The organism is Tolypothrix sp. VBCCA 56010 (assembly GCF_050875635.1).
Classification (GTDB): Bacteria; Cyanobacteriota; Cyanobacteriia; order Cyanobacteriales; family Nostocaceae; genus Hassallia.
Map to the genome: position 1 here is coordinate 1 of NZ_JBPAOH010000050.1, position 14580 is coordinate 14580.

The window sequence follows — 14580 nt, forward strand, 5'->3', positions numbered from 1 at the left end:
AGCACTTGAAAAGGTGCAAAGTTGTAGAGACGCGACCTGTCTCCTCTCTACAACTCCTAACTTCTCACTCCGCGCCTCCTAACTTTTTACTCTTGTTCTGCTAAGATGCTGTAAATTTCGCGTTTGACTCGGTTGAGAGTTTCGCGTACTCTGGTCACTTTATCGGCGTTGTTACTGCGAGCTACTTGCATTACTGCTGCACCGACATCAGCGATCGCCTCTTTTAATTCGATTAGCTGTTGGGGTCTGTTTCCCCTGTCCATCCAAGGTGCGCGATCGCCACGTTCGCTAAGTAATTCTCTGCCCGTGTCAGTAATTGTATATACTTTCCTTCCTTCTATCTGTTCAGAGGTAAGATAACCTCCTTCTTCAAGTAGTTGCAGAGTCGGGTAAACTGAGCCTGGGCTTGGTTTCCAGAAGCCACCGTAACGCGCTTCTAATTCTTTAATCAACTCGTATCCATGCCGGGGTGACTCTGCAAGTAACTCCAGCAAAATGTATTTAATGTCACCACGCGGAGTCCGCCGCTCATCTCCCCAATCTCGTCTTTTACCGCGACCGTGGTGATGATGCCGTCCTTTTGGTGGCATATCGTCGTATCCAGACTCAAAAAAGTGGCGGTGTCTATGAAGTCCTAAAAACATACTAGTTTTCTCTCAAAGTGCTTGTAATTTCATTATAGACATATCGCGATATATCGTTAATATAACTTAATGATTGGGGAAGGGGGCAAGATGCGATCGCTTCAGCCATCTAGAGTGCTAATTTTTAGTAAGAATATTTATGATTACCAATTGGTAATACCATGCACTTGGAAAAGTTATCGATTTTTTTACCACTGTCTCTGGTACAGTTTGTTGAGAATTACAAACTAGCTAAAGGGTGTAAATCTCGCTGTCAGGTGATTGAGGTAGCGTTAGAATTGTTGCGATTTCAGGAACTAGAAGAAGCCTACCGCGAGGCATCTAAGGAAATTGATGCAGATTGGGATGTGACGCTTGCCGATGGGTTGACAGATGAAACGTGGTGAAATTTACTATGCCAACCTTAGCCCTGCGGTGGGATCTCAAATAAACAAACGCGGAAGAGTGCTGGTGGTAAGCAATAATGCGAATAACCATGCTGCTAGTACGGTAACGATTTTACCAATAACGTCTAATGTAAGTCGTGTTTATCCCTTCGAGGTTTTGCTGAATTTAGAGGACAGCGGTTTACCCAAACCTTCTAAGGTGCAAGCGCAACAGGTGCGAACAATTTCTAAACAACGGATTATTGGAGAAGTGCTGGGTAGTTTAAGCGAGGAGTTGATGCAATTAATTGATGCTGCACTGAAGCTACATTTATGGTTGGATTAAATATAGCTGCGCTTCAACAGATAGATACATTTGATATAATTAAGCACAATACATATTTTTAATCTCAGTGGTAAATATATATTACGTTTTTCTACCACTTTTTGTACCTTATTTATATTTCGGACAGATTTAGAGTTATCAATAATAAACCGGATTACTTTAAACGACAGTTCCATAGAGCGAGTCACAAAGTATTGCAAACCGAAGCAGCAGGATTATCCAACGCCATAGCCCTAACATACGTCAGTAAAATGACCCAGCACCAACTAAAAAAGCACCTCTGGGATGCTGTAGATATTTTCTAGAGGCAAAATTGACTCTGTAGACCTCAAAAATGATACATACATATAATTGATATTATCATGTCAACAACAAGATCATCAGTTAGAGTTACCGACATTGCTGAATATATTCGTTATCAATCCTGCGAACGCCGATTTAAGTTAAAATTTAATAATTACGAAATTGCTAAACAAGTTCCCTTCTCTGAGTTAATTTTTGCGACTTCCTTAGATCCAGTATTGGAAGAAGAAGGTCGAAGAAGAGAGAAAGAATGGGAAACTTCGCTTCAAAGATACGGTTTGCTTGACCTAACTAAAATTAGTCAGAAATCAGAGCAAGACAAAGCAACTGACTGGAATGACTTGGTTGAAAAACTGCAAAATTTGCCAGTAGAGCAAAAAGCTTATGGACGAGAAATTTCCATAGAAGGTAATCTTGGAGAATTTAATATTAAAGGACAAATTGATTTTGTAGTTGTGTTATGGGAAAACAATCAACCTAAATTACGCTTAGTTGAAAGTAAGGCTTCTCGAAAAGATAGAACTTACCATCGAGTACAGGTTGCTTTATATCGGATGCTGGTGCGTCAATTTATAAAAGATAGTCCAATTACTATTAATGGAATAAATCTCAAGCCTGAAAATATCGAATGTGTTGTTGTCCGTATTGATGAAAATACCAATATAAGTCAGGACATTATTCAATCTGAAGCCCTAAATCTGGATACCATAGAAGCTGATATTAATCGTCTAATAGCCTATGATGGTGCATTAAAGCGGATTGTTGAAACTGACTTAGCTGATTTAGATTATCAGTTAGATCAAAAATGTAGTGACTGTACATTGAGTGTTCATTGTTTAGCTGAGAGTGCAAGAGAACGTCGTTTAGAATTATTAGGAATAGATTCATCAATTGTTACTGGATTGCATAAAGCAGGTGTTAATACTATTGATGATTTAGCCAACCTCGATTTAGCCGGAAATCAAGTTGCTCAAATACAACAAGATATAAGTTTTACGGAGAATTTAGAACTTCTTAAATTAAAGGGAAAAACTCGTATAAGTACCCTTCCCAATGGAGATTGTAATCCAGATACTTATGAAGTACAACAACTTCCAAACTATTCAGGTCAAAGTCAACTTCCCGAACATACAATTAATGGGGAACCTCTCATCCGTGTTTATCTTTCTGTTGAGTATGATTATGTTGAAAATCGAATAGGTGCGCTAGCTGCTCATGTAACTAAAAGTGAAGGAAAATTAGATCCTAAATTTGAGAAAGATAAAGATGGCAAATGGCAACCAGACCCGAAAATAAAAGAATATGTAGAGGAAGGACACGATGATAACGATAAATCTATTTATAAACCAAAAGAACTTGAAGGCGAAGATGTAATTAAGTTTAAAACATCAGCATGGACGGGAGATTATAAAGAAAATAATGGTTCTGAAAAAGAGCTAATACAAGGATTTCTATTAGAATTAGTTGGTGCGATCGCTGAAGTCGCAGAAACAGAAAAAGCCCCAATTCATTTTTATGTTTGGTCGCGTCAAGAAATGACCCAACTGGTTGAGGGCTGTTCTCGTGTTAGTTCCCAACTACTCAGTCATCTACGAGAATTACTTGGTTGTCGTGAAAGTTTAGAACAACTAATTTACTCTTGTCTTCATGATGAAGTAGATCGTCGTTATGCTTTAGGATGGACAGGGAGAGATTTAGCGGTTGTAACCTCTCTCCAGTGGTATGGAAGAAGTTACCACTGGCAAAGAAAGATTTCAGGGCAATTAGTGAATTTAGATCAGGCTTTTTCTCAAGATGTCTTTGATTTTAAAACAAATTTAGAAATAGATAATAATAATCAATGGGCATCGTCAAATTCTCAAAATGTCCGTAAACATCAGTTTGAAGTTAGACTAAGATACTTTAATTCTCTAAGTGCAGCTTATTGGCGTGCTTCCTGGCGAAAACTCCCCGATCCTAATGACCAAACACTTACATCCAAATTAAAAAAATCGATTGAACGTTACAATCAAGCACAAAAACCAAATTATTTAAAAGAGTATTTTCGCGCTCGTACTCATGCTATCAGATGGGTTGAAGAAGGGATTCGGTTTAAGAATCGAGAAATAACTAAAGAATCTTTGACTATTGCTGATTTACCGGATTTCAGTCTAGGTGTAGATGATGCTGCTCAAGCAGGTATTGATTTTTTACGTTTAGATCAGCACGTTAGGGTAACAGATTGGATTGCAAGTCATTTAGTCCCACCTATCTATCGTGTTTCTTTGGGGCGAACAATACCTGTCAAAAATGTAGTGTCACAGGGTAATAATAGGCTAAAAGCAGAGATTAACCTTGATAGATACAATATCACTTATGAAGTTTTGCAAGCTAACTGCACAATTGATGTAGGTTCTTGCATCAGGCTTAGTCTTGGTTTTGATGATCCACATCAAGGTCAAACAATCAATCAACTTTTTGCTGGTGGAAGTACCTGTTTTGTAGAAGCAATCGACTGGGATAATGGAGAGATTGAACTTGCAGTTAGACAAACAAACAGTCCAGATCGTTATCAACTTCGTGGTCGTTTTTTCTCAAATGAAGAATATATTTATGATTGTGCCACTATTGATGAAAGTCCTTCAGATTTTGTAGCTGGAAGAGTTGATCAGAAACTACAAAGCAGTCAAGGAAATCATGTTTGTCAGTGGTTAGCTCCGCAAAATCCTCAAATTCCACCACAAACTGCTCTTTCAGCAAGTGATTTAGAACAATATCGTAATCTACTCCAGACTTTACCACTACCTGACAGTAAACAACTAGATGAGAAACAAATCGCAGCAGCAATAGACGGACTCAAAACCAGAATTCAACTTTTACAAGGACCACCAGGTACAGGTAAAACAGAAACAACTGCGATCGCTACTTTTTTCAGAATCTTGGCACGTCGTTGTGCTGGCGATATCGTTCTTATTACGGCTCATACTCATACGGCTGTAAATGAATTGCTTTCACGTTTAGACAGTCTTTTACCTATTTTAAACCAGCATTCAGCTAACTCTGGACTTACTAGATCAACAATTCAGTTGAGTAAAGTACATTCTTCAGAAATTCAGTCTACAGGTGGCACGATACAAGACTTTTCTTCTAAATCTTGTGTTAAAAAAGTCACTCAAATGCTTTCTAATTCTGTATTAGTTATTGGAGGAACAACCAGTGCAATTTTAAAGATGGTAGATGAATTAAATAGTAAAACGACGTTTACCAAGAAATATCCTCAAGGTTTTCAAACAAATACTCTAATCGTTGATGAAGCAAGCATGATGGTATTTCCCCATTTTCTTGCTTTAGCTACGTTAGTCAGAAATGACGGTGAAATCATGTTAGCAGGAGATCATCGACAACTTGCTCCTATTATTACCCATGACTGGGAAAATGAAGATCGCCCTCCTGTTTTGCTTTACCAACCTTATGTTAGTGCATATCAAGCAATTCAAAATCTTAAAGATAACTTAGATATTGAAGTTACTGATGACAAAATCTTACGTTCCGCTTTAAGTTTTACTTTCCGTTTACCACCAGTAATTCGTGAACTTATTGCACGTCTTTATAAGTTAGATAACATTGAATTACAGGGACGAAACAAACATAAAGACCTAGAAGAACATGAAATTCAAGGAACTTGGGAAAAACTTTTACAAGGAAATAGAGGTCTTTATCTCGTACTACATTCTGAACGTGAATCAAAACGTAGCAATCAACTTGAAGTAGAAATAATCAAAAATATTCTTGATGCAGGTGGAGAACTATCTGATGGTTCTACTGCAATTCTCACACCCCATCGCGCTCAAAGATCGCTACTAAAAACAGAATTAGAAAAATACTACGGAAATGCTGTAGATGTAATTGATACGGTCGAAAAAGTGCAAGGTGGTGAGCGTGACAATGTGATTGTTTCTGCAACAGCAAGTAATCCATCCGCAATTGGCAAGAATGTGGAGTTTATTCTTAGTCTAAATCGCTCAAATGTGGCATTTTCAAGGGTTAAGAAGCGTTTAATAGTAGTTTGCTCCAAAACTATCCTAGATTATATTCCTACAGAGCTTGAGAACTATGAAGAAGCAATACTTTGGAAAGCTTTACGTTCTGAATGTTCACAGCTTATTTTTACTGAAAATATTAATGGGCATATAGTAGAGGTATTGACGCCTCCTTTAGATGATGTTAGTCAAATTTAAACAAGCAAAGCTTTTGTATAAGGTAGGCGATCGCTCAAAAATTACCGCAACGAGAAAATCAACTTTCCTCCCCAGTGATTAATAGTCACGGAGTTGATCTAATCTTAATGCTACGTCAAAACCAAATTATCGCGATGCACGACGGTTTCAGCACCGACATAACCCAAAATCGTGGAAATTTCCCGCGAATGATACCCGCGAATTTTTTGTAGTTCGTCGCTGCTGTAGTTCACTAGTCCTCTGGCGATTTCGTTACCCTGGCTGTCGCATAATTGCACGGCTGCTTGAGTGTCAAACTGACCTTCTACTGTTTTTATACCAGCGGCTAATAACGATTTACCACTTTGAGAAATTGCGGCGATCGCTCCCGCATCTAAATACAATTTTCCCGCAGGCACAAGCCCATAAGCTATCCAGCGTTTGCGGGCACTCGTTGGTTCTGGTTGCGGTGTAAAGTGAGTCCCAATTAACTCACCTTGTAATATTTTTTCTATATTTTTCGGATATTTTCCCTGAGTAATTACGGTGCGAACACCCGCTGTAGTAGCAATTCTGGCAGCGGAAATTTTTGTCACCATCCCCCCAGTACCCCATTGAGAACCTTGAGTACCTGTTTGCACTTGTAATTTATTTAATTCTTCGATGCTATCAACTAAAGCGATCGCTTTCGCATCGGGTACAGAACGGGGATCGGCAGTGTAAAGGCGATCGACATCAGTTAGCAAAAATAGCCAATCTGCTTTAACTAAACTGGCAACTAAAGCTGATAAAGTGTCATTATCACCAAATTTCAATTCTTCTACAGCTACGGTGTCATTTTCATTCACCACCGGAATCACCCCTAATTCCAGTAATTCCTTGAAGGTGTTGAGGATATTTAAATAACGGCTGCGCTGTACTAAATCGCTGCGAGTCAGCAAAACTTGAGCAATTGGCTGTTGCAAAGCAGTAAATAAATCATCGTAGACACGCATCAATCTACCTTGTCCAACTGCGGCTACGGCTTGTTTGAGAGCGATCGCTTTCGGACGTTCGGTTAAACCCAACCGCGCACAACCCACCCCCACAGCACCAGAGGAAACCAAAATTACGCGATGTCCTTCACGTCGCAACTGTGAAAGAGTTTCCGCCACACTTGCAATACTAGAAAGCGCTAATAGTCCGGTTTCGGGTTGGGTGAGACTGGAAGTTCCAATTTTTACGACAATTGTTAAAGGCATTGAATAAGTTAGGAGTTAGGAGTTAGGAGTTATGAATTTTAACTTATAACTCATGAAGGACTAACTTTTAACCGAAATTGTAAAGCGCCAATCCTTCTATAAGTGAAGGTTGACGCTTTACAAATATACTTATTTTGTATGGACTTGGATCTATATTTGGCTGATCCCGTGTTATTAATACTAATAATCTTCGATTTTTGCAGCGATCCCCGATTTCTTTATTATTTCTTTAGATTTAGTTTCCTGACGATTCATCAACCTTTGTGACGCTTTGTAACTCTTTGTTTCTTGGGAGTAATAGTGGCTCCGAGAATTTCCGAGACTAAAACTTCAAAGTTGCGTATGGGATGCGATCGCAAGACGGCATCTGGATGAACAATTGGTTCAACTAAGATGGTGAACATCCCTAAGCGATTACCAGCTAACACGTCTGTGAACAAGCGATCGCCTACCATTGCCACTTGCTGCACTGGCAGATCCATCTCTCTGAGTGCAGCTCTAATCTTGCGTCGCGAGGGTTTGGCAGCGCCCAAATAGTAAGGTAAATTCAGAGAACGAGCAATTCCACCGATGCGGGCTTCACTCAAGTTATTGCTTACCAACCACAGTGATGTAAAAGGGCGAATTTGCGCTACCCATTGTTGCAGTTCTGGCGAAGCTGTTCCAACTCTCACCGGAACCAAAGTTTCATCTACATCCAACACCAGCCCTTTAAGTTGATATTTTTGGATAATGTCTGGTGTGAGGTTCAACACTGAACCTTCCAAAATCAAATCAGGCTGTAAGAGTTTGTTCCAAGTCATAATCAATAGTGAGGAGGAGCGGTAGAGACGTTCCAATGGAACGTCTGTACGAAAGGCTATTGTCGTTCTTGGCGGATTTTAGCAACAGCTGCCAAGTGTTCTTTTAGGGTGCGGGTGAACACATGAGTGCCATCGTAACGTGCTACAAAATACAAGTAATCGGTTTTTTCGGGATTTAGAGTTGCTGATAAAGAAGCCAAACCTGGTGCAGCAATCGGTCCTGGTGGTAAGCCTGGATTGAGATAGGTGTTGTAAGGAGACGCAATTTTTACTTGCGCGAAAGTCAGTGGTTTATCTGCTGTTTGCCGGATTCCCAAAGCGTATTCGACTGTGGGATCGCTTTCTAGACGCATTCCCTTTTGTAGCCTAGAGGTGAAAACACCAGCAATACGCGATCGCTCACTAGGCACTGCCGCCTCTTTTTCTACGATACTAGCAAGAGTTACCCACTGCTTCAGGTTGAGATTAGTTTTATTTCGTTCTTTTTGATACACTGGCAAAGCTACTTGCTCAAATTGCTTCAGCATTTGTTTAACTAAAGCTTGTGCCGTAATTTCCCCGCTGGCTATTTTGTAAGTGTCTGGGTATAAAAAACCTTCTAGATTAGGTAAATCGGCAGGTATCCAGGGAAACTGTTGGCGGTCAATTTGATTTGCGGCAGCGATAAACTCTTGAGCGGGAAAAAAGCCTTTTGCTTGAAAGTAAGCTGCCATTTGCCGCAGTGACCAACCTTCGGGGATGGTGAAACTAGCTTGCACTACTTCCCCAAGCCAAATTTTTTCAGCTATCAATGATAATGGCTGTGAGGGTGACAATTCGTAGGTTCCGGCTTTGAAGTCACCTTTGGGATTTTGCCAAGCTAAATATCGCGCCCATAAATTCCAGGCAAACTGAGAACGAATCAAACCTGCTTTTTCTAAGTTGCGTCCAATTTGCTGCGCTGCGGTTCCTGAGGGAATCTGAATTTGTACCAATTTGGCTTTAGTTGGTTGGGTTGGCGCAGTTGCCCAACTCCACCACGCCAAAGAACGCCAAGTTGCAATTACTAAAGTTAATGGCAGCAGACTCCAAATTAATGAGCGCTGCCAAAATTTTTGCTGAACTTTCATGTTTGTTGCCATGAAATAATTAAAAATCAAAAATCAAATTAATTCTTAATTTTTAATTTTAATTATTCAACTTCATTAAACAAATGTTCCTCTAGCAGTGGTTGGACTTTGCGAAACTCTTCAGGAGAGAGTAATTCAGGTGTACCGGTTGCCGAGATCCGTGCAAAAAACAGCAGTGGATCGAGGGGGGTGTAAATTGCGTACTCCTGGTCTTCATAGTAGAAGCTGGCTAGAAGTTGTAATTGCTCTGGCTCTAAATCTTCGTCTTCATCTTCAATTTCTAAAGTAAAGAGTTCTGACTCTTCGACAGGGGGCAACTCACCTGCTACCGTGAGAGCGTAAGCAGTATTTTTGAGTTGCAAATTTTGCTCAGATAGTACAGCTTGAGCCGTAGCAAAAATTTCGTCAATCGTCGTATCATCTTCTACGAGAATGGCTTCTTCTTCCTCGCCGTCACCTTGCCAAGCAAAAATTTCCACAGGTGAGTCAACAGGAAGAAGTAAAACATACTCTTGCTCATCTACAGAGAGCGAATGCTCAATGTAACAAGAGAGCGATCGCTCTTTGTCATCCGTCAAAGTGATCGAACCGGCACGAGCGTTGTCATTTTCTTCAGGAAATGGTGAGGAAAACATAGCCGAGGTGTGGAGCTTTCTAATTCCCAGCCACTGTAGAAATCGCTTAACTATCAAATAGCTTTCGCAGTATATCAAGTGCTGGCTAACAGACTTCAGAATATCACGTTCAAAGTATCAATACTCAAGGGCTGCCCTACTGCATTGTCGAGTGCTTACGCCTAACATCCAACCATTGTTGTAAAATCAAACATGCCGCCAAGCGATCGATTAAGCCTTTATTGCGGGATGGAGAGCGGTTTTGGGCGATTAACATTTGCTCTGCCTGATATGAAGTTAATCGTTCATCTACATATTCCACAGGCAAGTTGAGAGCTTTAGACAGCCTTTTGGCAAACTTTTGTATTTGTCGCGCCTGAGATCCCAAAGAACCATCCATAGAATAAGGTAAACCGACCACCAGAACATTTACTTCGCGTTCATTTACCAGTTGTCGTATTTGCTCTATATCTTCTTGCAAATATTTACGTTCTATGGTAATAATGCCACTAGCAATCAAACCAGTGCGATCGCATCCTGCCACACCAATACGCTTACTACCAACATCCAAGCCTAAAGCCGAGATGGGGGCAGGGGGAGATGGGGAGAGGGGGGGAGGGGGGGATGGGGAGATGGGGGGATGGAGAGACTCTTGCCCAATGACGGCAGGTGCTTCAAGCCGGGGAACCCGTCCAACGCACTGCCTCCCCAATGCCCCATGCCCCATGCCCAATGCCCCATGCCCCATGCCCAATGCCCCATGCCCCATGCCCAAATCCCCAAACTCACTCCGGCTTTGCATCTGTTGATTCCGGCTTCGAGGGTGGTTCTACGTTGCAGTTGTTGCGTGAAAAAGAAATCGATTCACCAGAAGTTTTTAGTTTTCTTTCTGGCAATTGCGGCTTTCTTGGTTGCTCCCATGACATCCCACCCGGTATGGGTTTGCGTGCGGGTTGCAATCCTTGGAGTACTTCTGGCAGTTGAATTCCTTCTAGAGAGACAAATTTCGACTCGCGAACTTTATGCCAGACTGAGCGCGACATAATTAAAGTGTGTTCTCGACGACTGGCGCCGATTTGCTCTAAATACTCTTCTCCTTCTGGTTGATAGTCTGCGGAAGCCAACTGCAACGGTTGTTTGGGGACATCCTGAGCGATGCGAGCCAACTGAGACAGCAACTCTGGATACAGCCAAGTGTATGCTGGGTGAACAGTCAGCGTGGCTACGTGGGGTTGTTGACCTTTACGATCTAGTGAAAGTTGAAAATAACCGATCGCTGCTTTGCGTTGCGGTTCAAATAAATAGCCGCTGACTACTTCAGTTTTGCTTACCCATTGCTTCACCGCGTCAATTAAAGCGCCGAACAAACTCGTTTTAAAATCTTGGGTTTGGCGATCGAATACTTGTCGCACCAAAGGCGGCATTGAAGCCGTATCTAATTGATATAGTAACTGAGCATCAGCATTGCTCACCGGCAATAAATTTGGCAAATCTGGCTCTGAAGATGCCAATTCTTCCAGCAAAGAAGGTGCAATTTCCCAGTAAGTCATTTCTGCCAGACGCTGAAATCCATTTTGCCGATAAAGTGCCAGCGCTTCTTTGTCATTGATATTGACTTCGAGTATCCAAGTCCGAGCCTCTAAAATGGACTCAAAGCAGTGACGCAGAAGTTGTGAGCCAATTCCTTGCTTATCGGCAGTGCGATCGAGCATCACTCGTTCCACACGCCAAGTACTGCGCGTGCGGTTAAACGGTGACACTTGAATCATACCCAGAAGTGTCCGCCCTTGCTCTGCTACATAAGCACAAAGGCGATATTTCAGCGGGTTGGGAAACAAACTCAAAAATTTCAGCAAACCATACCACCGGCGCAGCCATTGCATTTGGTTTATGGCAAAATTAGCTTTTTTCGGGGTGTGTTCCGCGAATGATTCTTGAGATAAGCGTTCTAGTCCGTCCAAGTCCCGGTGTTGTACTGGTCGGATAACTACGCTAAGATTTCGAGGAATTAATGAAGTCATTTTGATTCGAGCCGCGATGAGCGCCTTAACTAACTGCTTTTGGTGAGGCAGTTGGCGGCGAAGCGATTCGTCCCGTCAAACAGCCTAACCCTGCATGGTGAGGAAAGTAATGCAATTATCTTAACGGCTTTCTACTTGTTGCCGTAGTTCCAATCATAGTGATTTTCGTAACTTTATACTTAAAAAGCAGACTTGATGGAGACACCAATAAGGGTTTACCCAACAAAGTCTGCTTTTATTTTATGTTAATTTTGCTTAATTTTTGTATCTTCTACAGCGCTTGGCGAGATATAAGCTTTTCAAAATTGGCTTGAGTTTGATGAAGTAGTTCTTCCCGACTGTCTTCGAGCTTTTGCTTAAGAGTTGGAACCAGATTGCGAGCTTGCAAAGCCATGTGAAGCTGTAGGTGGGCAACGTATTCGCTGAAATCTTCTTGGATTGGAGTTGTGCTCGTTAATAAATTTGATTCCATTGCCACTGTGTTCTCCTTGGTCGGTGCTGTCTCTTTACATCATTAATACTTATCACGTCGTTCTACTTATCTTTATTATTTCGCAATGAAGTTTAACGGTTTTTTTTGGCAAGGCGATCGCAAGAAGTGCGTTTTCAATGATTGGGGATGTATTGAAGTTAGTTCTGTCTGAGGGCAAAAAACAAATACCATCACTTTGCCGCTGGCTTCAGTCACCAATAACAAGGAAGTCGTGAGTGATAAAATCTTAAGTCACCATACGCCCTTGATAGCGCTAACTACAAGCCGAAAGTATTGAGCTACCAGGAAAAACGACGTTACTCTTCACAAAACTTATCTTTACTGCTATTGGGAAGTGGGCGATCGCAAACTGTAGTTATCAATATTAATTATTGGGGTAATCAACTCATGACTTCAATTATCAATCCGGTTGAAAGTCCGCAAGTAACGCAACAATTATCGGAGAATATCATCCTCACCACTGTAGATGACCTGTACAACTGGGCAAAAATGTCAAGTCTGTATCCGATGATGTTTGGTACAGCTTGCTGTTTCATGGAATTTATGGCTGCTTATGCTTCTCGCTTTGATATGGAGCGCTACGGAATGATTCCCCGTGCGACTCCCCGACAAGCAGATTTGATGATTACCGCAGGTACAATCACGATGAAGTATGCTCCTAACTTGGTGCGACTTTACGAGCAAATGCCAGAACCAAAGTACGTAATTGCGATGGGAGCTTGCACGATTACAGGTGGGATGTTTAGTGTAGATTCGTCCTCGGCAGTTCGGGGTGTAGATAAGTTAATTCCGGTTGATGTTTACATACCCGGATGTCCCCCTAGACCGGAAGCTGTTTTAGATGCGATTATTAAACTACGCAAGAAAATTGCCAATGAGAGCATCCAAGAACGCCAGCAAATTAAACAAACTCACCGTTACTATAGCATTCCCCATAGCATGAAAGTTGTGTCTCCCATTCACGATGGGCGATATTTGCAAAGTTTAGAAGAGCAAACTCAACCTTTAGAAATTGCCGCAGCATCAGGGTTGCCATTACCTTTGGCACTGCAAGAGACTCGTAGTCTGCAAAATTCGTGATTCTATGCGATCTTTGCATTTACTTACCAGTTAAAACAGACATAAAGCCTTGCATAAGTTGCTGAAATTTTTAACTATAAAAGACATGAAGAAGTAGCAAAACTGACTTTTGTCAAAGGAGGATATTTTATGGATGAAAAAAAACTGCAAGCATTCTTAGGACAATTCGTCACTGACATGGGGGCAAGTATGTCAGGTGTGATGACAAATATTGGTCACAAGCTTGGTTTATATAAACTAATGGCTGGTGCTGGTCCGCTGACACCTGCCGAGCTAGCTTTAAAGACGGGAATCCATCAGCGGTATGTGTTGGAGTGGCTGAACAACCAAGCAGCTGGTGGTTACGTTACCTACGATCCGATTGAGCGCACCTACGAGTTACCCGAAGAACATGCGATGGTGCTAGCTAACGAAGCCAGTCCGGTGTTTATGGCTCCTGGCTTGGAAACTGTTGCTTCGATGTGGTTAGATGAGGATCTGATTTTAAATGCTTTCCGCTCTGGCAAGGGTATCGGTTGGCATGAGCATCATCCTCGGTTGTTTTGTGGAGTTGAAGCATTCTTTAAAACCGGCTATCGCGCTCACCTAACAACTGAATGGATTCCTGCATTAGAGGGTGTTGAGGAAAAATTAAGAGCAGGGGCAAAAGTAGCCGATGTGGGTTGCGGTCATGGTGCATCGACCATCATCATGGCTCAGATGTATCCTAATTCCAGCTTTTGGGGTTTCGATTTCCATGACAAGTCTATTGAAGTTGCACGTCAACGAGCATCTGAAGTCGGCGTTGCAGACCGAGTTAGATTCGAGGTTGCTGCTGCGAAGGATTTCCCTGGTTCTGACTACGATTTAGTTTGCTTTATGGATTGTCTCCACGACTTAGGAGATCCGGTGGGTGCAGCCAAACACACTAGGGAAGTATTAGCTGCCGATGGAACTATGCTGCTGGTAGAGCCTTTTGCTGGTAATAATGTGGAGGATAACCTTAATCCTGTAGGTCGGCTATTTTATGCAGGTTCAACTGCGATTTGTACGCCTAATTCTTTGTCACAAGAGGTCGGGTTAGGATTGGGAGCGCAAGCTGGCTTCTCAAGGCTGAATCACGTTATGTCGCAAGCCGGTTTTAGTCGATTTCGCCGCGCTACACAGACTCCATTCAACCTGATATTAGAAGCGCGTCCTTAATGTTTGAGTTTATTTTTAAACGCAAAGTGGAGCCATATGTCCGGTTCTGTGCCCTCTGCCAATATGGCGTAGCGCTAAGGTATACGCACAAGGTAGCAAAGTCAGAATTAGAGCTATTTGTGTTTTGAAAAAATTGGGATGCTTTTATTAAGAAGGCGATCGCACGGCTATTTACTTAGTATA

13 protein-coding genes are annotated in these 14580 nt (G+C 41.8%); 5 read left to right on the forward strand and 8 right to left on the reverse strand.

What is annotated here, in order from left to right; genetic code table 11:
* Nucleotides 1-86: 86 nt before the first annotated feature.
* The gene (locus AABK37_RS18150) at nt 87-644 is read right to left on the reverse strand and encodes a helix-turn-helix transcriptional regulator (protein ID WP_432552944.1); all 558 of its coding nucleotides are present in this window, start codon (nt 642-644) and stop codon (nt 87-89) included.
* A 161-nt stretch (nt 645-805) separates the two neighbouring features.
* Between AABK37_RS18150 and AABK37_RS18155 the strand changes: the two genes are divergently transcribed.
* The 3 genes from AABK37_RS18155 (at nt 806) to AABK37_RS18165 (ending at nt 5875) form a co-directional block, all read left to right on the forward strand.
* Nucleotides 806-1030, forward strand: a complete 225-nt coding sequence (locus tag AABK37_RS18155) for a CopG family transcriptional regulator (protein ID WP_432552945.1) — start codon at nt 806-808, stop codon at nt 1028-1030.
* Nucleotides 1017-1355, forward strand: coding sequence for a type II toxin-antitoxin system PemK/MazF family toxin (locus AABK37_RS18160; RefSeq protein WP_432552946.1), 339 nt, complete (start codon nt 1017-1019; stop codon nt 1353-1355). Before AABK37_RS18155 ends, AABK37_RS18160 begins: the two co-directional genes overlap by 14 nt.
* Before the next feature lie 362 nt (nt 1356-1717).
* Nucleotides 1718-5875 (forward strand): AAA domain-containing protein, encoded by a 4158-nt coding sequence (locus AABK37_RS18165; protein ID WP_432552947.1) that lies wholly within the window; start codon nt 1718-1720, stop codon nt 5873-5875.
* Nucleotides 5876-5985: 110 nt separating this feature from the next.
* On the opposite strand, the gene proB is transcribed toward AABK37_RS18165, so the two are convergent.
* The 7 genes from proB to AABK37_RS18200 form a co-directional block, all read right to left on the reverse strand.
* Nucleotides 5986-7095 carry a glutamate 5-kinase gene (proB, locus tag AABK37_RS18170; protein WP_432552948.1) on the reverse strand — a complete coding sequence of 370 codons (1110 nt, stop codon included), beginning with the start codon at nt 7093-7095 and terminating at the stop codon, nt 5986-5988.
* Nucleotides 7096-7349: 254 nt separating this feature from the next.
* Complete coding sequence (locus AABK37_RS18175) at nt 7350-7898, reverse strand: YqeG family HAD IIIA-type phosphatase (RefSeq protein ID WP_432552949.1); 549 nt, start codon at nt 7896-7898, stop codon at nt 7350-7352.
* Between the two features lie 56 nt (nt 7899-7954).
* Nucleotides 7955-9007, reverse strand: coding sequence for an endolytic transglycosylase MltG (mltG, locus tag AABK37_RS18180; RefSeq protein WP_432552950.1), 1053 nt, complete (start codon nt 9005-9007; stop codon nt 7955-7957).
* Between the two features lie 62 nt (nt 9008-9069).
* Nucleotides 9070-9642 carry a DUF3727 domain-containing protein gene (locus AABK37_RS18185; RefSeq protein WP_432552951.1) on the reverse strand — a complete coding sequence of 191 codons (573 nt, stop codon included), beginning with the start codon at nt 9640-9642 and terminating at the stop codon, nt 9070-9072.
* Nucleotides 9643-9778: 136 nt separating this feature from the next.
* Nucleotides 9779-10207, reverse strand: a complete 429-nt coding sequence (gene ruvX / locus AABK37_RS18190) for a Holliday junction resolvase RuvX (RefSeq protein WP_432552990.1) — start codon at nt 10205-10207, stop codon at nt 9779-9781.
* 199 nt (nt 10208-10406) lie between these two features.
* Complete coding sequence (locus tag AABK37_RS18195; protein ID WP_432552991.1) at nt 10407-11660, reverse strand: GNAT family N-acetyltransferase; 1254 nt, start codon at nt 11658-11660, stop codon at nt 10407-10409.
* 253 nt (nt 11661-11913) lie between these two features.
* Nucleotides 11914-12114: a hypothetical protein gene (locus tag AABK37_RS18200; RefSeq protein ID WP_432552952.1), complete on the reverse strand. Its 201-nt coding sequence runs from the start codon at nt 12112-12114 to the stop codon at nt 11914-11916.
* 408 nt (nt 12115-12522) lie between these two features.
* Between AABK37_RS18200 and nuoB the strand changes: the two genes are divergently transcribed.
* Complete coding sequence (gene nuoB, locus AABK37_RS18205; protein WP_432552992.1) at nt 12523-13215, forward strand: NADH-quinone oxidoreductase subunit NuoB; 693 nt, start codon at nt 12523-12525, stop codon at nt 13213-13215.
* 129 nt (nt 13216-13344) lie between these two features.
* Nucleotides 13345-14397, forward strand: coding sequence for a class I SAM-dependent methyltransferase (locus tag AABK37_RS18210; protein WP_432552953.1), 1053 nt, complete (start codon nt 13345-13347; stop codon nt 14395-14397).
* Nucleotides 14398-14580 lie beyond the last annotated feature (183 nt).

Coding starts and splice junctions, on each gene's coding strand:
- AABK37_RS18150 (WP_432552944.1), bottom strand. CDS start 644: ATGTTTTTAGGACTTCATAGACACCGCCACTTTTTTGAGTCTGGATAC.
- AABK37_RS18155 (WP_432552945.1), top strand. CDS start 806: ATGCACTTGGAAAAGTTATCGATTTTTTTACCACTGTCTCTGGTACAG.
- AABK37_RS18160 (WP_432552946.1), top strand. CDS start 1,017: ATGAAACGTGGTGAAATTTACTATGCCAACCTTAGCCCTGCGGTGGGA.
- AABK37_RS18165 (WP_432552947.1), top strand. CDS start 1,718: ATGTCAACAACAAGATCATCAGTTAGAGTTACCGACATTGCTGAATAT.
- proB (WP_432552948.1), bottom strand. CDS start 7,095: ATGCCTTTAACAATTGTCGTAAAAATTGGAACTTCCAGTCTCACCCAA.
- AABK37_RS18175 (WP_432552949.1), bottom strand. CDS start 7,898: ATGACTTGGAACAAACTCTTACAGCCTGATTTGATTTTGGAAGGTTCA.
- mltG (WP_432552950.1), bottom strand. CDS start 9,007: ATGAAAGTTCAGCAAAAATTTTGGCAGCGCTCATTAATTTGGAGTCTG.
- AABK37_RS18185 (WP_432552951.1), bottom strand. CDS start 9,642: ATGTTTTCCTCACCATTTCCTGAAGAAAATGACAACGCTCGTGCCGGT.
- AABK37_RS18200 (WP_432552952.1), bottom strand. CDS start 12,114: ATGGAATCAAATTTATTAACGAGCACAACTCCAATCCAAGAAGATTTC.
- nuoB (WP_432552992.1), top strand. CDS start 12,523: ATGACTTCAATTATCAATCCGGTTGAAAGTCCGCAAGTAACGCAACAA.
- AABK37_RS18210 (WP_432552953.1), top strand. CDS start 13,345: ATGGATGAAAAAAAACTGCAAGCATTCTTAGGACAATTCGTCACTGAC.